This window comes from Streptomyces daliensis, assembly GCF_054782395.1.
On record NZ_BAAGSO010000089.1, the window covers coordinates 1 to 17,951 of the forward strand.

The following is a 17,951-nucleotide window of genomic DNA, read 5'->3' on the forward strand; positions in this document are numbered from 1 at the left end:
CTCATCGACGGCTGCCTGGCCGAGACCGGACTGGCCATCACTCCACCCTGACCGACACCAACCCGAAAACCTCAGTAACGGCGGCCGAAAGGGCCGAAAGCTCCGGTTCACCGGCGGGTCTCCGCCGGTACGTCCGCCGCGTCGCGCGGGGCGGGCCCCGTCGTATCCATCCCCGCGCCGACGGGAACAGGGGGCAGGAGCCGCGCTTCGTGACGCGGGGGAAGGGCCCAGCGGAAGAGCGGAACGGCCCCCGCCGTGGTGATCACCGCGACCAGCACCAGCATGGAGAACAGCTCCTGCGTGATCATTTTCTGCGCGAGGCCGATATTGATGAAGATGAGGATCATCAGTCCCCGGGCGTTCATGAGACCGCCCACGGCCCAGGACTCCCGCCATGAGTAGCCCACCGCCCGCATCGTGAGCCCGCAGCCCACGTATTTTCCGGCGAACCCGGCCGCCAGGAGCGTGCCGAGAGCCAGCAGCATGGTTCCGTCGGTGACCCCGCCGAGCTTCGTGTTGAGGCCGGAGAACGCGAAGAAGACCGGGAGGAGGAAGACGCAGACGAAGTCCATCATTCTGCCGTGCAGCGCTTCCCTGAAAGCCGCGTTCCGGGGCATGGCCAGACCGGCGATGAAACCGCCGAAGACCGAATACACGCCGATGAAGTCCGTGAACCAGCCCGCGGTCAGCACGATCACGGCGACCAGATACATCTGCCCGGGGGCGAGCCTCCCGGTCCGCGCCACCGTCGCTCCCAGGGGCCGCAGCAGCCGTGCGACGACCAGCAGCATCAGCGCCGCGAAGATCGCGACCAGCACGATCGTCCGCAGCGCGCCCGTGAGGCCGGTACCGGCGTGTACGGCGGAGAGCACCGCCAGCAGGCACCACGCCGCGGCGTCGTCCATCGAGGCGGCGACCAGTGACAGCTTGCCCAGCCGGCTGTGCTGGAGACCTCGTTCGTACAGGATGCGGGCGAGCATGGGGAACGCCGTGATGGACAGCGCTGAGCCGACGAAGAACGCGAACTCCGCACGGGATATGTCACCCCGGGACAACTCGTCGTACCACAGCACTCCGGCACCGGCGCCCAGCACCAGGGCCGGCAGCACGCCCGACATGGCGAGCACGGTGGCCTGACGGCCGGTCTTCTTCGCCTCGCCGCGCTCACCGTGTTCCATGCCGACGCCGACCAGGAACATATACAGCGTCAGTCCGATCGTGCTGAGCACATAGAGGAAGGATTTCACTTCCGCCGGAAAAAGCCGCTGCTGAATATCCGGCAACAGCATGCCGAGGAATGTCGGCCCGAGAAGAACACCTGCGACCATTTCCCCGAGCACGCGCGGCTGTTTCACCGCGATGGCCAGCCTTCCGCACACGGCCGATGCCACAAGCACCACGATCAAAGCAGGCAGGATCTTCAGTGCGAGCGCCAGGTTGGGGTCGTCCACCGTAGTAAATGCGAACTGGTACATAAGCCTCCTCGATCGGCCCACCAGGGATTCCGGGCAACCTTCCCACCCGGCGCCGAAGAACGGCCAAAGCGATCCCTAAGTACCACATAAGCGAGGGACTTAAATACATATCGCCGCTAATTTGTAGTTCCTTGTCGCGAAATATACGCACTTACGAAAACCAATAGACGCGCACTATAACAGGTGCCAACAAGAGGGCCTACTGGCGAAAGGAGGAGGAAATACCTTGACATGCACTCCGTGCCCCTCACATGCTTTCCCCGGGTGCGTAGTTCCGCGACTTCACGAGGAGACAGATGAGGTTCCACATTTTGGGCCCGGTGGAAATGGTGACCGAAGCTGGGGAAACAGTCACCCCAAGGGCCTTCAAAGTGCGCATATTACTGGCCCTGCTCTGCCTCAACGCGAACCGGCCGGTGCCCCCGGCACGCATCATCAACGCACTGTGGTCCGGGAACCCACCGCGGACGGCGGCCACCGCGCTCCAGGTATACGTCTCCAAACTCCGGCAGCAGATCTCCCACGCGGACGCGGGCAACACCGTCATCACCACGGACTCGTCCGGTTATACGCTCCGAACCGATAGCTGCGCCTCGCTCGATCTCACGGTGTTCGACTTCCTGACCAGACGGGCCCAGCAGGTCGCCAGAGCCGGCCAGGCACGGGAGGCCGCGTCACTGCTGTCCGAGTCACTGAGACTGTGGGACGGAGCCGCCCTCGCCGACGTACGAGGCACCTCCACCATGGACGCGTACGCGCGGCAGTTGGAGGAGCGGCGCAACGCGGTCCGCGAGAAACGCATGGAGATCGAACTCAGCCTCGGCAGGCACTCCCAGTTGATCGGGGAACTGTATGTGCTCCTGGAGGAGCACCCGATGTGGGAGAACCTGTACGCGTACCTCATGATCGCGCTCTACCGCAGTGGCCGCGTCCCCGAATGCCTGGCCGTTTACCACGCGCTGCGACGGCAGCTCGACGAGGATCTGGGCATGGAGCCCTGCACCCGCCTGCGGGAACTCCACCGTGCCGTACTCGCGCGGGAGCCGTGGCTCGACCACGCCGACTCTCCGCTCTCCGCCGCGTAACCCGGCCCGGCGCCACGTAACCCGGCCCGCCGCCGCGCGTGCCGCACGGGCACAGGACGCCACAACACTTCGGCCGGCACCGAAGCGTCCGTCGAATACGGTTCCCCATGACCTCTCGCCCCACAGAAACTGGCCGGTCGGAAGCCTTAACCGCACCTGTCCGCGGCCGTGGCTCCGGCGCGCGTGGCGCCCTGCCCTTCGCCGCAGCCGCCTACATCCTGTTCGTCCTGACCGTCGGCACGAACATGCCCACCCCGCTGTACGCGCGCTATCAGGCCGAGTTCGGCTTCACCCCGATCGTGGTCACCCTGGTCTTCGCCGTCTACGCCGGAACTCTCGTTCCCACCCTGCTGATGTCCGGCGCGCTGGCCGACAGCATCGGGCATCGCAGAGTGGTCGTCCCCGCCATCGCGCTCGCCGGGGTGGCCGCCGCGCTCTTCGCCGCGGCCGACGGAGTCGGCTCGCTGTTCGCCGCCCGCGCCCTCCAGGGCATCTCGGTCGGCGCGGCCTCCAGCGCACTGACCGCCGCCCTCGTCGAGACCGAGCCGTCAGGCAACCGCACCCGGGCCTCCTCGCTCGCCTCGGCCATGGTCACCGGCGGCGGCGGGCTCGGCCCCGTGCTGGCCGGGCTCCTCGCCCAGTACGCCCCGTTGCCTCTCCGTCTGACCTATCTCCTCGAACTCGGGCTCCTCGCCCTGGCCATGGCCGCCGTCACCCAGCTCCCCACGCCGACCGGTCCCCGGCCCGCCTGGCGTCCACGCCGCCCCAGCATCCCGGCCGCCGCCCGGCGGCAGTTCGCGCTCGCGGGCGCCGTCAGCTTCCTGGGCTGGGCGGTGGTCGCCCTCTTCCTCGCGATGGTGCCTTCGTACACGTCGGTGATCCTGCACCGGGACAACCTGCTGCTGTCCGGGACGGCCGCTGGCATGTTCCTGCTCTTCGCCGCCCTCGCCCAGTACGTCCTGTCACGCACCGGCACCGTCGCGCGCCCTGCCGTCGGCCTGCTCCTGCTCGTCGCCGGTCTGGCGCTGCTCGCCGCTGCGGGTGCCACCCGGCTCACTCCCTTGCTGCTGGCCGCCGCGGTCGTCGGAGGGGCGGGTCAGGGCATCGCCTTCATGGCGGCGCTGGCCCGTACGAACGAACTGGCGCCGCCGGAGAGCCGCGCCGAAGTGCTGTCCGCCTTCTACATGATCACTTATCTCGGAGTCGGTATCCCGGTCATCGGCGTCGGCTTCCTCGCCGCCGAGGTCGGGCTCTTCCCCGCCGTCGTGACCTTCTCCGCGCTGACCGGGGTCGCCTGCCTGACCGTCGCGACGGCCGCCAGGACACAGCCGGACCCTCCCTCCCCACGCCCGGCTTAAGGCACCGGTTAGCCGGTCTTTAAGGCGGATCCCTACGGTGTCTCCGGGCACCCCGCGCGGCTCCCGGACACCGCCTCGCGCCCAGGAGGCCATCGCGATGAATCCGCACCCCGGACCGCCCCTCACCGACACCGGCCCCCGCACGGACACCGGCCGACCCCGTCTGCTGGGCGTGTACCGGCCACTCCAGCAGCCCGTCGAACTGTGGAGCACCCGGTGCGCCGCCCCTCATACGGAGACGTACGCCGCTGACGAGGCCACCCTCACCTCCGCTGAACGCGCACGCCTCACCCGTATCCGCACGGACAGCGCCCGGGCCCAGTACGTCGCGGGCCGTGCCCTGGCCCGGCGGGTGCTCGCCCGCCACGTCACGGGCGGCGGAAAAGGCGGGGAAGGGATCGCGTTCGGCTCGACGGACGAGGGCCGCCCCTTCCTGGCCCGGCCTCCCGTCCCCGGCCTCGACTTCAACCTCGCCCACTCCGGCCGGCTCGCCGTCCTCGCCGTGACGAAGGGGCCGGGACGCGTCGGCGTCGACGTCGAACGCCTCGCTCCCGGACGGGACTTCACCGGCATCGCCCGGCACTTCTTCTCCGCCGACGAGTACGAGCGGTGGTCCACGGCGCCCGAGGGTGAACGCGTCGCCGACTGGTACCGAAGCTGGACCAGGCGCGAGGCGTGGACGAAGGCGTCCGGAGCCGGGCTGCGGGACATCGGTGCGGAGCACCACGGCCGCGGAAGCACATGGGCGGACATCGCCTTCACCCCCGAACCGGGATACGCCGGATGCCTCGTCCTGCTGACCGCCCACTCCCCCGCCACAAGTGACGTACGAGGTGACGACCGGCCGTGACCATCCCCGCCCCTTTGTGGACTCCGCCCGACGACGTCCTGGACCGCACCCGCATCGGGCACTATCTGCGCTGGCTCGACGCACAGCGCGGCCTGCGCTTCCGCGACTACTCCGAGCTGTGGCGCTGGTCGGTGTCCTCGCTGGACGAGTTCTGGACCTCCCTGTGGGAGTACTTCGACGTCACGCCGCACATACCGGCGACCGCACGCGCCGGAGGCCAGGACCCGGCGGAGACCCGCTGGTTCCCCGGCGCCCGGTTGAACTACGCCCAGCGCGTGCTGGCCATGCCGGGGGCCGACGGCTCGGCGCCCATGGTGTTCGGTTACTCGCAGACCCGGGAGACCGTCGTCGTCACCGCCGACGAGCTGCGTGACCAGGTCGCCCGGGCGAGCCGCGGCCTGCGCCGTCTCGGCGTGACGGCGGGGGACCGGGTCGCCGCCTACCTGCCGAACATCCCCGAGGCACTGGTGCTGCTGCTCGCGTGCGCCGGGCTGGGGGCCGTGTTCTCCTCCTGCGCACCCGAGTTCGGGGCCCGGTCGGTGCGGGACCGCTGGCAGCAGATCGAGCCCAAGGTCCTGGTGGCGGTGGACGGTTACCGTTCCGGGGAGCGGCTCACCGACCGCCGCAAGGAGGTCGCCGAGATCCGCGCCGCGCTGCCGTCGCTGACCCGCACGGTGTGCGTGCCGTACACGGGGGCCGGTCTGGACGACGCCCTCTCCTGGGACCGCCTGCTGGAGGAGCCAGGGGCCGCCCTCCAGCAGCCCGCCTTCCAGGACGTGGCCTTCGACCACCCGCTCTACATCCTCTACTCGTCCGGTACGACGGGGCTCCCCAAGCCCATCGTGCACGGCCACGGCGGAATCCTCCTCGAACACCTCAAGATGCTGGCCCTGCACCACGACCTGGGCCCCTCCGACCGGTTCCTCTGGTTCACCAGCACCGGGTGGATGATGTGGAACTACCTCGTCTCCGGCCTCGCCGTGGGCAGCGCGGTGGTCCTGTTCGACGGCGACCCCAACCACCCCGGATTCGGGGCACTGTGGCGACTCGTCGCGGACTCCGGCACCACGTACTTCGGCACCTCGGCACCGTTCCTGATGACGTCCCGCCGGGCGGGGCTGACCCCGTGGCGGGATCACGACCTCTCCCGGCTGCGCGGCATCGGCTCGACGGGCTCTCCCCTGCCGGCGGAGGGGTTCCGGTGGGTCTACGAGGAGGCGGCGGCCGGTGAGGCCGCGCGCCTCCCGGCGACGGGTGAGGGGCCGCGCGTCCCGGCGGACGACGAGGCCCCTCGGCTCCCGGTCCTCACCTCGCTCTCGGGCGGCACCGACGTGTGCACCGGTTTCGTCGGCGGGGTGCCGTGGCTGCCCGTCGTCGAAGGGGAGATCACCTGCCGGGCCCTCGGCGCGAAGGTCGAGGCGTACACCCCGGAGGGCCGGTCCGTGACCGGCAGCACCGGTGAGCTCGTGATCACCGAACCGATGCCCAGCATGCCCGTCGCCCTGTGGGGAGACACGGACGGTACCCGCCGCCGTGCCGCCTACTTCGACAGGTTCCCCGGCGTCTGGCACCACGGGGACTGGATCACCGTCACCGACCGGGGGTCGTGCGTCATCAGCGGGCGCTCCGACGCCACGCTGAAGCGCGGCGGAGTACGCCTGGGAACCGCCGAGTTCTACGCCGTGGTGGAGGACGTCGACGAAGTGACCGACTCACTGGTCGTCCACGTCGAGACGGCGGGAAGCGGCAAGCTGATGCTGTTCGTGGTGCTGCGCGAGGGCGTCGTGCTGGACGCGTCCCTGCGGGCACGCATCAGCGACGAGCTCCGCGACTCCCTCTCCGGACACCACGTCCCCGACCACATCGTGCGGGTCCCCGCGGTTCCCCGGACCCTCTCGGGAAAGAAGCTGGAGGTGCCCGTCAAACGCGTCCTGAGCGGGGCCGCGGCGGCGGAGGTCGCAGCCGACGGAGCACTGGCCAACCCCGGTTCGCTCACCGCCTTCGAGGAGGTGGCGGTGCGTTACCGTACCCATTCGACGGCCGCCGCCGGCCGATCCGACAGAAGTCTCCGAGAGGGCGCTGACGACTGATGACGACCACCGCCGACACCTTCACCACCCCGGTCCACGAGCGGTACTTCGAGGACTACGAGACGGGCTCGGTGCACAGCTACGGCAGCATCACGGTCACGGAGGAGGACATCCTCGACTTCGGCCGACGCTTCGACACCCAGAGCATCCACACCGACCCCGAGGCGGCGGCCGAGGGCCCCTTCGAGGGCCTGATCGCCAGCGGCTGGCACACCACGGCCGTGATGATGCGGCTGTACGCCGAACACTACCTTAGCAAGGTGGCCTCCCTCGCGTCTCCCGGCATCGACGAGCTGCGCTGGCTGCGGCCGGTCCGGCCCGGTGACAGCCTGTCGATCCGCGCCACCGTGGTAGGGGCCCGCCCCTCCCGGTCCAAGCCGGACCGCGGAATGGTCCACACGGATGTCGCCGTGCTCAACCAGCGTGACGAGACCGTCATGACCCTCACCATCATGAACATGCTGCGCCGCCGCCCCTGAGCGGAACCGGCCTGCACGCGCCCGGTCCGCCCGCCCCCGAGGCGTCCCGGTTCAGGCGAAGGTCAACGTTCAGGCGAAGGTCAACACGATCTTCCCGATGTGCCGCCCCCCGCTCATCCTGCGGAACGCGGCGGCGGCGTCCTCCACCGGGAACGGGGAGCAGGGCAGCGGAGCCAGCTCGCCCGAGGCGAACAGCGGTGCCAGCTCGCCCAGCAACGAGCCGATCAGCTCCGGGCATTCCGTCATGAGCAGTCTGAGGTCGAGGCTGTGCATGCTGATGCCCCGCTGGAACGGCAGCATCCCCAAGGGGGCGTCGGCCATGATGTCCCGCTTGCCGATCTCGACGAACCGCCCCCGCACCCGCAGCAGTTCCAGGCCCGTGCGGATGGCGTCGCCGGGGAGGGAGTTGAGGGCCACGTCGACGCCCTCCCCGCCCGTGGCCCGCAGCGTCTCCTGGCCGAACGTCCCGTCCCTGGAGTCCATGACGTGCCGGATGCCGAGTTCGCTCAGATGGCGGCGCTTCTCCGGGGTTCCGGCGGTGGCCAGCAGCTCCGCGCCGCGGAAGGCCGCCACCGTGGTCGCGGCCGAACCGACCCCGCCGGCGGCGGAGTGGACGAGCACCCGCTCGCCGGGGCGCAGCCGGGCCAGGTGACACAGCCCGTACCAGGCGGTGAGGTACGCGACGGGGAGCGTCGCGCCCTGGGCGAAGTCCATCTGGTCCGGCAGCGGCACGACGGCGCTCGCCGGTGCGTTGACCTCGGAGGCGAAGGCGTCCTCGACGGCGGCGGCGACACGGTCACCGGCCTTCACCTCCCGCACGCCTGGCCCCGTCCCGGTGACGACACCGGCGCACTCCAGGCCCAGGGGCGGGACGCGGTCGTAGAAGGTGTCGGACAGTCCCATGGCCGTCAGCACATCGGTGAAGTTCAGCCCGGCCGCGTGGACACGGATTCCCACCTCGCCGGGCTCGGGTGGCTCGTGGGGCGTGCTCTCCAGCGCGAAGGAGAGCACGCCGGGGCGCGTCAGCCCCAGTCGCTCGCGGGTGCGGGCGCCGGGTGCCCGCGGGGACGCGTACGGCATGGCTCGCTCCTGAAGGTCTGGCCGCCACGCGTCACACCACGGTGCGGAAGAAGTCGGTGAGGATGCGGTTCACCTCGTCGGGCCTTTCCAGGAATCCGAAGTGGCCGCAGCCCGCCAGCTCTTCGTAGCGGCAGCCCGGGATGGCGTCGGCCACGGCGCGGCCCATCGTCGGCGGCATCACCACGTCGTGTGCGAAGGCGAGCACCAGTGACGGGCAGCGGACCGCCGCGAGCCCCGCCAGCCGGTCGCCCGCGATCGTCGACTCGTACTGCGCTGCCCACCCCTCCCCGTGCTGCGGAAAGAGGGTGAACGTCGTGAGCCAGTCCTTCGCCAGCCGGTCGTCGGCGAGGGTGGCGGGCCCGAAGAGCTGGCTCATCGTGGCCACCGCGGCGAACTCGGCCGGGATCCGGCCGGCGGCCCGCATCGCCTCCGCGCCGGACCGCGCCAGTGCGTCGCGGAACGCGTCACCTCTGCCACGGGTCGCCATGAGGGCCAGCCCGCGCACCAGTTCGGGGTACGCGCTGGCCACCTCCTGCGCGATCATGGCTCCGAGGGACACGCCCGCCAGCAGGCAGGGGCCGACGCCGAGTTCCTTGATCAGGCCGACGGTGTCCGCCGTGAAGTCCTCCAGCGTGTAAGGGCCGGGCGGGACGGCGGACGGCCGGCTTCCCCGGTTGTCGAAGGTGACGACCTGATGCCCGGCCCGCACGAGCGCGGGTACCTGGTAGCGGTCCCACACCGCGGCGGGTGACGCCGCGGGAGCGATCAGTACCAGGGGGACGCCACTTCCACGTATCTGGTAGGAGAGCTGGGTTCCCCCTGCTTCGACAGTCGGCACTGCTTTCTCCCGAGGTCACGGTCTGCCACCCGGACTATGACGCACCGTTGAAGAACGTCTCCTGGATGGTGCGCAGCGTCTGGAACTGGTCCGTCTTGAGATTGCGGCGGTCGATGGTCCGGCCGCTCGCCTCCTCGATGACGATGACGAACTCGATCAACGACAGCGAGTTGACCAGCCGGGAGTCGAACAGGTCGAGGTCCGGGTCTATGTCTTCCACGTCCGGGTTCTGCTCGTAGACCCAATTGATCACGTCGGGCGGAAGTGTGAGCGCGGGCATACTGACGGTTTCCTTTCCTCGCGTGCATGACGGGTATGACGAGGACAACGGGGCGGCGGACGGCGTCAGGGGCGCGTACGAGCCGTGCTCACCCGGGGCCGTCCGGCGGGCGGACGGGCCCGCTTGATACCGAGACGCGGCTTGGTCACCAGGTACAGGCCCGACGCGGCGTCGTAGAGGTCATTCGGCTCGATGCGCAGTGCGCTGAGGTTCGCCGCCTGCCCCTGCGGGGCCTCCTCGTCGGCGCGCTTCCGCGCCTGGTCGGCCTCCTCGACCAGTTCCGGCAGCGCCCTCACGCCCCGCGTGTCCTCGGCGTCGCGCAGATCCGTCAGACCCGCCGATATTTCCGCGAAGGCACCGTTCGGCCGGTCGTACGTCTCCTTCTCCCGCACCAGCCGCTGAGCCAGCCAGAAATAGCTCTCGGTGCCCTTGTACTGCTCGTAGACCCCGGAGACCAGCACGATCAGGCGGGCGTAGGCGTTGCGGAACAGGGACTCGTAGAAGCCCTGGGCCTCCGTCTCGTCGATCTCACCGGCGTCGACGCCGATGACGGAGGCCGCGCCCAGGACCGCGCTGTACATCGCCAGGTGGACACCGGTGGACAGCAGCGGGTCGAGGAAACAGGCGGCGTCACCGACGAGGAAATAGCCGGGGCCGCAGAAGCTGTCGGCCACGTATGAATAGTCCTGCTCCACGCGGGTGGGCCCGCAGAAGGCGCCCATGGCGAGCTGCTCCCGCACCGTGCTCGATTCCTCCACCAGGGCCCGGATCATCTCGTCGTCCGAGCCGAACTCCTTGCGCCGTTCCACGAACCGCGTCTTGTGCGACACGAAGCCGACGCTGAAACGACCCTCCCGAAGAGGGATGACCCAGTACCAGCCGTCCGGTGCCGACACGACGTTCAGACCTCCGGGCGGGGTGCCCTCCAGCAGTTCGCCCGCGTCCCAGTAGCTCCAGATGGCCACATTGCGGAAGATCTCGTGGGGCCGCCGGTTCCTGAACTTCTGTGCCGAGAGCGCCCCGGACCGGCCCGACGCGTCGATGAGGAAGTCGAACCCGGTCTCCCGCTGCGCGTTGCCCTGCCGGGTGTCCACCCACTTCGCGGAGACCGGCCGGTCTCCGTCGAAGACCACGTCCTTGACGTGCGCGCCCTCCACGACCTCGACGCCCTGCTCCTGGGCGTGCCGCAGCAGGATCTCGTCGAAGTCGGCGCGCTCGACCTGCCAGCCCCGCACGTCGGGGCCGAAGAGTTCGGCCCAGTCGATGGTCCAGTCCTCGGCGCCCCAGCGGAGCAGCGCGCCGCGACGGCTGGTGAATCCGGCGGCGTCCACCTTGTCGAGGACACCGGCGATGTCCATCATCACGCGGCACGACGAGGTGAGTGACTCGCCGACGTGGTATCGGGGGAAGACGTCCCGTTCCAGGAGCGTGACGCTGATGCCCGCCCGCGCGAGCAGCGCGGCCGCCAGCGAGCCGCCTGGCCCACCGCCTATCACCAGGACTTTCGACATGAACGATCTCCTCGTTTCCCGCCTGCCAGGACGCGGTCACAGTCATCGGGTGCCGGATCAAGGCAAACACGCACGCCTAAATCCGGGTTCGCCTCAGCTCTAAAGGCACCCTTAACGGAGCGCGCGAGCGTGGCGGGCGCGTGGGCCCGGGGCGGGGGCGAGGGGCGTTCCGGATGGGCGGGGGGCGCCCGTCAGAGTTGGCGCAGGCCCGTCAGAACCCGTTCCAGCAGGGCCTGGGTCGGGGTGTCGTCGGCGTTGGTTGCTGCCTCGTGGATGACGATCATCCCGCGGTCCGCCATGTCGCCGAGGAGCACCTTGGCCACCCCCAGGGGCACCGCGACGAGCGCCGCCACCTCAGCCACCGACCTCGGCTCCCGGCACAGGTCGAGCACCGCGCGGTCCCACTGCGTGGCGGCGGCGGGGACGCCGTTCGGGTCGGTGGCGGTGACCAGGGTCTCGACCTCGAAGTGGTGGTGCGACCTCGTCCGGCCGCCCGTCCACGCGTAGGCGCGGACGAAGGAGGCCGGTGCGCCGGGCTCCGCGTTCCCCGCTTCCCAGGCGGGCGGCTGGTAGCCCTCCGCCTCCGGGGAAACCGGACCGCGCGACCCGGGGGCAGGGGCAGGGGACCGCGGGGCTTCGCCGCGCTCGCCGTGTGCCGTGTCCTCCGGCGTGCCGCGATCGCCGGAGGTCTTCCGCTTACGCCGTCCGGTACCAAAACTGAACGCGTTGAGCACGTCGGCGAAGGTCTGTTCGTCCTCCGCGTCCTGATCTCTTCGAGGGCCGGACGGTCCTCCACCGGTGCTCATGTTCTCCCCGTCCGGCTATCGGGCAGCAGTCTGCTGGAACTGCTGCAACTCGGTTCGGAGTTCCGGAGTCAGCATCTCACCGGCCTGGTCGACGAGCACCGTCATCTCGTAGGCGATCTGGCCGATTTCGCAGTCCGGAGCCGCCAGGGCGACCAGACACGAGCCGTCCCTGATCGACATCATCAGCATGTTGCCGTGCTCCATCTGGATCACGGTGCGCAGCGCGTTCCCGGTCTCCATGCAGTCGGCGACGGCCTGGACCAGGCTGACGGCACCCGCCGCGATGGTGGAGAGCTGCTCGGCACGTTCGGGTGCCAGTTGGTCCGAAGCGGTGAGCAGCAGTCCGTCGGCCGAGATCACCACGGCGTGCGCCACGTCGGGCACTCGCTCCGTGAAGTTGGTGACCAGCCATCCGAACTGGCTCACCTCCGGGGAGTGGGGTGCTGTCATGGGGTCTCCCTGCCCGTCGCCGATGGATTGTGCGTCTGATCAGGCTGAGCCCGACGGATGCCCGACTGGTAGCTGCTGAGGAAGCTGTGCGCGCGGCTGGCGTTCTTGCTCACGGCGCCCTCGTTCCCGTTCCCATTTCCGTCCCTGTTCGCATTCCCGTTCCCGTTCCCGTACCCGTTCCCGTCTCCGGCCCCGGTGGCGGTGGCGGGCCGCTCGGTCCGGGCCGGAGCGGGTCGCGTTCGCGGGACCCTCTTGGGCAGCCCGTTCTCCGTCAGCCCGGCCGGTTGGCCAGGCTCCCGCGCACCGTCCCCGGCCGGGCGGCGGGCTGCGGGCGCGGAGGCGGAGGCGGAGGCGGAGGCGGGTGCGGGTGCGGGCTTCTCCGGCGCGGGGCGCCGCGCCTGTGCGTTCGCGCCGTTCCCCGCGCCGTGGTTCGCGCCGTGGTTCGCGCCATGGTCCGACGCCGCCGACGCGGGGTGGTCGAACCACGAGGGGCCGCCGGGCTGTTGAGGCGCGGCCCTGCCGCCCGGAGCGGGCCTTGTCGTCACGGCGGCGCCGGAGACCGGCCGCTGCGGCAGGCCCGACGACGCCTTGCCGACGTCCGCCTTGCCGACGTCCGCCTTGCCACCGCCCGCCTGACCGCCGCCCGTCCGGCCGCCGTCCGTCCGGCCTCCGTTCGCCCGGCCACCGGGCGTCCGCGTCGGAAGCGCGGCGGCGGGGCGCCGTCCGGCCACGGCGCCCGGCTGGTCCGTGCGGGACGGCGCCGTCGCCTGTGCCGTGACCAGCTTGGCCGGTACCACGACGCTGGCGCGCAGCCCCCTGACGCCCGGCTGCGAGCTGAGGCTGACGTCGATGCCGTGCCGACCCGCCAAGCGGCCGACCACGAACAGCCCGAGCTGCCGCGACGCGGGCGCGTCCGAGGCGGTGTCCGTCGCCACGCGCCGGTTGGCCCTGGCCAGGTCGCTCTCGTTCATCCCGATCCCCCCGTCCTGGATCTCGATCAGCAGCGAGCCGTCGGCCTGCCGGATGCCGCCGATGCCCACCTGAGTATGCGGGGGCGAGAACGTCGTGGCGTTGTCGAGCAGTTCGGCGACGAGCCGCCCCAGGTCACCGGCGACGTACCCGACCACGTCGACGGCTGGACTGGGCTGGACCAGCACGCGCTGATAGTGCTCGATCTCGGAGACCGCGCCCCTCAGCACGGTGTCCAGCGCCGCACCGTGGGCAGGGCGCACCAGGCTGCTGCCGCACAGGACCATCATGTTCTCGTTGTTGCGCCGCATGCGCGTCGCCAGGTGGTCGAGCGTGAAGAGGCTGGCCAGTTGCTCCGGGTCCTCCTCGTGCCGTTCGAGCTGTTCCATCATCAGCAGCAGCCGGTCCACGAGGCTCTGGCTGCGCCGGGAGAGGTTGACCAGGGTGCTTCTGAGGTCACCGCGCAGTGCGGCCTGCTCCGCTGCCAGGCGCACGGCCTCCGCGTGCACCGTGTCGAACGCCCTGGCGAGCTGGCCGAACTCCTCCGTGGTGTGCACCGGCACGACGTCGACCACGCCGTCCGCCTTCCGCCCCTCGCGCATGCTCTCGACGGCGGCGGGCAGCCGGTTCTCCGCCACGTCGAGTGCCGTCGAGCGCAGGACGGTCAGTGACCGCAGCAGATGCCTGCCGATGCCGAGGCCGATGGTCAGGGCGAGCAGCAGCACGGCGAAGAGGATGACGGACGCCGCGCCCGCGCGGTCGCTCGTCTCGTCCTGCGCCTGGGCCGACGAGGTGCGCAGCTTGTGGAGGAAGCCGCCCGACACCTTGTCGACGAGGTTTCCCGCGGTCTCCGAGTCGCGGTTCCACTTGTCGGCCGGGACGGGCAGCGACGCGGCGTCCTGCTGTGTGCCCGACGTGAGGGGCTGGGCCAGCACGGTGCTGACCACGTCCGCACGCCGGGTGACGGCGGGGCCGGTGACCGTCCGCTTGTACTCGCTCAGCTCAGCGGGGGTGGCCACGGCCCGGAAGTCGGCGAGCCTGTCCCGCATGCGTACGTCGGCCTCGCGCAGCGCCTTCGTGAGCGTCGGGGTCATCGAACGGCCTCGGCCCGCTGCCTGCGCCAGGATCGCGTGCTCCAGGTGGATCTGCTCCTCGACGGCCTCCAGGACGTACAACGCGGTGGCGGCCCTGGTGAGTTGGGGGGTCTGCAAGCCGCTGGCGAGTGCTTGGTCCAGATCGAGCACTCCCGTGATGACCTTGCCGTAGCCGTTGAGCGCGGACCAGGAACTGACGTCGCCGGACGTCACCTGTGCGCGCAGCGCGGGCAGGCGGTCCATGAGGCCGAGGGCGTCGCTGTAGCGGTGCGCCGCGACGTCCGTGAGCGAGACCTCCTGCTTCCTGGTGTGGGCGACGGTGGTCCTGGCGCTGTCGACGCTCTGGCGCTGCTTCCGCAGATCGGCGGCGTCGGCGGCGTCCGTGTCGTGGGCGTCCGTGTCGTGGGCGTCCGTGTCGTGGGCGTCCGTGTCGTGGGCGTCCGTGTCGTGGGCGTCCGTGTCGTGGGCGTCGCCTGCTCCTGCGTCGGCGTCGGCGGCACTCAGTCGTTCGACGGACATCGTGCGTTCCATTTGCAGGGCCTTCAGCAAAGTGCGCAGCTCACCGCGCATCTTGACCAGCCGCTGCATATCCGCGTACGAGTTCGCACGCGTGACGTCGTCATGGATCTGCACGACGCCGAGACCGACAGCGAGCAGCGCTGGCACGAGCAGTACCGCCGCCAGCTTCACCAGTAGCCGCCAGTTCCGCCACTGCACGAGCGAAGCCCACCGCGACGGCCGTGCCGGGCGCGTTGCCGCATGCCTGGCCGCGCTCACGGTATGAACTCCGTACTCGGAAGAGCTTGCTCGCTGGTACCTGTCACGATGCTGTTTTCTCCCGGGTTTTCACCTGAGCAGGACGGGGACGCCCGGCAGCACAGAGTGGTGCCGGAGGGGGGATGGCGCGGCTGCCTGCGGTCACGCCACGATGCACGACCCCAGGGGCGGGCATATGTCCCGGGCATTGGATAGTTGTATTTCGAGAACTAAGAGAGGGTTCACCCAAGGGCCCTCAACCGACCCGGCGACGTCGCGGGTGCGCCCAAGGAAAACCATTGTTCCGTCTCCCAATCCTCGGATGCGAACCGATCCCCGCATGCCGTGTGCCGACCTGTCAAGCGCTGTGGGACCCAGGCGAGTTTAGGACAGCCAGACGAACGGCAACAATGCGGCCCCCCGACCCAGTCATCGACGAACCAAACCGTTACGCACATGATCTCCACATTCGGAGGTCCGGTCGACGACACCATGCGGGTTCGGTAAATGCTGGGCAAAAATAGGATCAAGTCGCCTTCAGTTCGGAGCCATTGCGGGCATTGAATGGTTCGAAACGGTTCTCGGGGTGCGTCTGGACACCCACGCGGGATTCGACGCTCGCCGCGTGAGCCGTGGGGCACTGGTTGACGGTGTGTGGCGGCTCGCTACACTCTCCAGCGCCCAGGGGCTACGGCTTGCTCCTTTCCATCGCTCGCCCGCTCGCCGCAGGCAGGAGCGCCCACGCGTCCTCCTGCCCGAATCCACAGAAAGAGGAACGTGACCAGGCCGGCAGGGTCGCCCCCCTTTGAAGTGTCCGAGCGGCCTGCCGGACGGGAGTTCACCGATCCCCGTCGCCAAGGCGAGCCCGACTACTCCGCGATTCAGCAGAGCGAGGAGTTCGTCCAGCTACGCAGACGGCTCCGGCTGTTCGTCTTCCCGATGAGCGCGCTCTTCTTCTGCTGGTACATGACGTTCGCTCTGCTTTCCGCCTACGCCCACGGCTTCATGAGCCAAAAGGTCACGGGCGAAATCAACATGGGCACCATCCTCGGTCTGTTGCAGTTCGTGTCCACGATCGTGATCGTTCTGGCGTACCGGCGTTTCGCCCGGAAGAGGATTGATCCGGAAGTGGACAGGATCCACGAACTGGCGGGAGTCGAGAAGCAATGAAGAGGCAGATCGCGTCCGACGCCATCGGCAGCCCCATGCTCAATCTGAGCGTGTTCCTGGTATTTGTCGTCATCACCCTGCTCATCGTCTACAGGGTCACCAACAAAAACCAGACGGCATCCGACTACTACGCCGCGGGCAGTGCCTTCACCGGTGTGCAGAACGGCATCGCGATGTCCGGCGACTTCCTCTCCGCGGCGTCCTTCCTGGGCATTTCCGGGGCGATCGCCGTCCACGGTTACGACGGGTTCCTCTACTCCGTCGGATGGCTCGTCGCCTGGCTGGTCGCCCTCCTGCTCATCGGCGAGCGGCTGCGCAACACCGGGCGCTACACCGTGGGCGACGTGATGGCCTTCCGCATGAAGCAGCGCCCGGTACGCGCCGCCGCAGCCAACGCCACCCTGGTCATCACGCTCTTCTACATGCTCGCCCAGATGGCCGGCGCGGGCGGACTGATGGCCCTGCTGCTGGACGTGCACACCAGGGGCGGGCGGGCGCTGCTCATCTGCGGCGTGGGCGCCGTCATGCTCCTGTACGTGCTGGTGGGCGGGATGAAGGGCACCACCTGGGTGCAGATCATCAAGGCCGGTCTGCTCCTGGTGTGCGTGACATTCATCAGCGTGTTCATCATCGGCAAGTTCGGATTCAGCTTTTCCGCGCTTCTGCAACAGGCGACGGAGAACAGCCCGTTGGGCAGCCGACTGCTCGAACCGGGCAGCTCGTACGGCCAGAACGCGATCAGCAAAATCGACTTCGTCTCGCTGGCCCTGTCGTTGGTCCTCGGAATCTCCAGCCTGCCGCATGTGCTGATGCGCTTCTACACCGTGCCGAATGCCAAGGAGGCGCGCCGCTCGGTGGTGTGGTGCTCCTGGTCGATGTTCATCTTCTACCTGGGAATTCTGGTCGTCGGTTACGGCGCCACAGCGCTGGTCGGTTCCGACGTGATTGCCAACGCCCCGGGCGGCGAGAATTCCGCGGCGCCGCTGCTCGCCTTCCATATCGGTGGAGTCGTGCTCCTGGGAGTCGTCTCGGCGGTGGCCTTCGCAACGATCCTGGCGGTCGTGGCCGGTCTGACCCTGGCCGCTTCGGCTTCGTTCGCGCATGACGTCTACGCCAACGTGATACGGCGCGGTAAGGCCGATCCCCGGTCCGAGATCCGGGTGGCCCGGCTGACGGCGATCGTGGTCGGCCTCCTGGCCATCGTCGGCGGCATCGTGGCCGACGGCCAGAACGTCGCCTTCCTCGTATCGCTGGCCCTGGCCCTCGCCGCTTCCGCCAACCTGCCGACGATGCTTTACACCCTGTTCTGGAAACGCTTCAACACGTCGGGGACGCTGTGGAGCATTTACGGCGGCCTGGTGTCCTGCCTCGTGCTCATCGTCTTCTCACCGGCGGTCTCGGGCACCTCCACGTCGATCTTCACGAGCGTCGACTTCCACCTCTTCCCGCTCGTCAATCCCGGCATCGTGTCGATCCCGCTCTCGTTCGTGCTGGGCTTCCTCGGCACCGTGTTCAGCCGACGCCCCGCGGATCCGGACAAGCAGGCGGAGATGGAGGTCCGGGCGCTGACCGGGATCGGCGCCCGGCTGTAGCCGCTCGCGAAGCCCCCGCTCTCGTGCTGAGAGCGGGGGCTTCGCCGTCCTGGCGCGGGGCCCCGGCA

General features: G+C 69.5%; 15 protein-coding genes. 7 read left to right on the forward strand and 8 right to left on the reverse strand.

All coding sequences use genetic code 11. The features are described 5' to 3' along the window. Positions 1-107: 107 nt before the first annotated feature. Positions 108-1,475 carry a cation:proton antiporter gene (locus tag ACYVOO_RS21500; RefSeq protein WP_461017298.1) on the reverse strand — a complete coding sequence of 456 codons (1,368 nt, stop codon included), beginning with the start codon at positions 1,473-1,475 and terminating at the stop codon, positions 108-110. A 371-nt stretch (positions 1,476-1,846) separates the two neighbouring features. Between ACYVOO_RS21500 and ACYVOO_RS21505 the strand changes: the two genes are divergently transcribed. The 5 genes from ACYVOO_RS21505 (at position 1,847) to ACYVOO_RS21525 (ending at position 7,337) form a co-directional block, all read left to right on the forward strand. Continuing rightward, complete coding sequence (locus ACYVOO_RS21505) at positions 1,847-2,560, forward strand: AfsR/SARP family transcriptional regulator (RefSeq protein WP_461017299.1); 714 nt, start codon at positions 1,847-1,849, stop codon at positions 2,558-2,560. 107 nt (positions 2,561-2,667) lie between these two features. Beyond that, the gene (locus ACYVOO_RS21510) at positions 2,668-3,918 is read left to right on the forward strand and encodes an MFS transporter (protein ID WP_461017300.1); all 1,251 of its coding nucleotides are present in this window, start codon (positions 2,668-2,670) and stop codon (positions 3,916-3,918) included. A 97-nt stretch (positions 3,919-4,015) separates the two neighbouring features. Then, positions 4,016-4,768: a 4'-phosphopantetheinyl transferase family protein gene (locus tag ACYVOO_RS21515; protein WP_461017301.1), complete on the forward strand. Its 753-nt coding sequence runs from the start codon at positions 4,016-4,018 to the stop codon at positions 4,766-4,768. Then, complete coding sequence (locus tag ACYVOO_RS21520; protein WP_461017302.1) at positions 4,765-6,858, forward strand: acetoacetate--CoA ligase; 2,094 nt, start codon at positions 4,765-4,767, stop codon at positions 6,856-6,858. The genes ACYVOO_RS21515 and ACYVOO_RS21520 overlap by 4 nt, the downstream gene beginning before the upstream one ends. After that, positions 6,858-7,337, forward strand: coding sequence for a MaoC family dehydratase (locus ACYVOO_RS21525; RefSeq protein WP_461017303.1), 480 nt, complete (start codon positions 6,858-6,860; stop codon positions 7,335-7,337). The genes ACYVOO_RS21520 and ACYVOO_RS21525 overlap by 1 nt, the downstream gene beginning before the upstream one ends. A 69-nt stretch (positions 7,338-7,406) precedes the next feature. Here the strand turns inward: ACYVOO_RS21525 and ACYVOO_RS21530 are convergent, their stop codons facing one another. The 7 genes from ACYVOO_RS21530 to ACYVOO_RS21560 all read right to left on the reverse strand — a co-directional run bounded on the left by ACYVOO_RS21530 (position 7,407) and on the right by ACYVOO_RS21560 (position 15,082). After that, positions 7,407-8,417, reverse strand: a complete 1,011-nt coding sequence (locus tag ACYVOO_RS21530) for a zinc-binding dehydrogenase (protein ID WP_461017304.1) — start codon at positions 8,415-8,417, stop codon at positions 7,407-7,409. 31 nt (positions 8,418-8,448) lie between these two features. Continuing rightward, a complete protein-coding gene (locus ACYVOO_RS21535) occupies positions 8,449-9,255 on the reverse strand; it encodes an alpha/beta fold hydrolase (RefSeq protein WP_461017305.1) in 807 nt (268 codons plus the stop codon). 34 nt (positions 9,256-9,289) lie between these two features. Next, entirely contained in the window at positions 9,290-9,535 is a 246-nt protein-coding gene (locus ACYVOO_RS21540) for an acyl carrier protein (protein ID WP_461017306.1), read from the reverse strand. 65 nt (positions 9,536-9,600) lie between these two features. Beyond that, positions 9,601-11,046 carry a tryptophan 7-halogenase gene (locus ACYVOO_RS21545; RefSeq protein WP_461017307.1) on the reverse strand — a complete coding sequence of 482 codons (1,446 nt, stop codon included), beginning with the start codon at positions 11,044-11,046 and terminating at the stop codon, positions 9,601-9,603. A 191-nt stretch (positions 11,047-11,237) separates the two neighbouring features. Next, a complete protein-coding gene (locus tag ACYVOO_RS21550; protein ID WP_461017308.1) occupies positions 11,238-11,852 on the reverse strand; it encodes a DUF742 domain-containing protein in 615 nt (204 codons plus the stop codon). A 15-nt stretch (positions 11,853-11,867) separates the two neighbouring features. Beyond that, positions 11,868-12,302, reverse strand: coding sequence for a roadblock/LC7 domain-containing protein (locus tag ACYVOO_RS21555; RefSeq protein WP_453349571.1), 435 nt, complete (start codon positions 12,300-12,302; stop codon positions 11,868-11,870). Further along, a complete protein-coding gene (locus ACYVOO_RS21560; protein ID WP_461017309.1) occupies positions 12,299-15,082 on the reverse strand; it encodes a sensor histidine kinase in 2,784 nt (927 codons plus the stop codon). Before ACYVOO_RS21560 ends, ACYVOO_RS21555 begins: the two co-directional genes overlap by 4 nt. Before the next feature lie 816 nt (positions 15,083-15,898). Between ACYVOO_RS21560 and ACYVOO_RS21565 the strand changes: the two genes are divergently transcribed. After that, a complete protein-coding gene (locus tag ACYVOO_RS21565) occupies positions 15,899-16,291 on the forward strand; it encodes a DUF485 domain-containing protein (protein ID WP_453349569.1) in 393 nt (130 codons plus the stop codon). Beyond that, positions 16,288-17,883: a solute symporter family protein gene (locus ACYVOO_RS21570; RefSeq protein ID WP_461017310.1), complete on the forward strand. Its 1,596-nt coding sequence runs from the start codon at positions 16,288-16,290 to the stop codon at positions 17,881-17,883. The genes ACYVOO_RS21565 and ACYVOO_RS21570 overlap by 4 nt, the downstream gene beginning before the upstream one ends. The last annotated feature ends 68 nt before the right edge of the window (positions 17,884-17,951 follow it).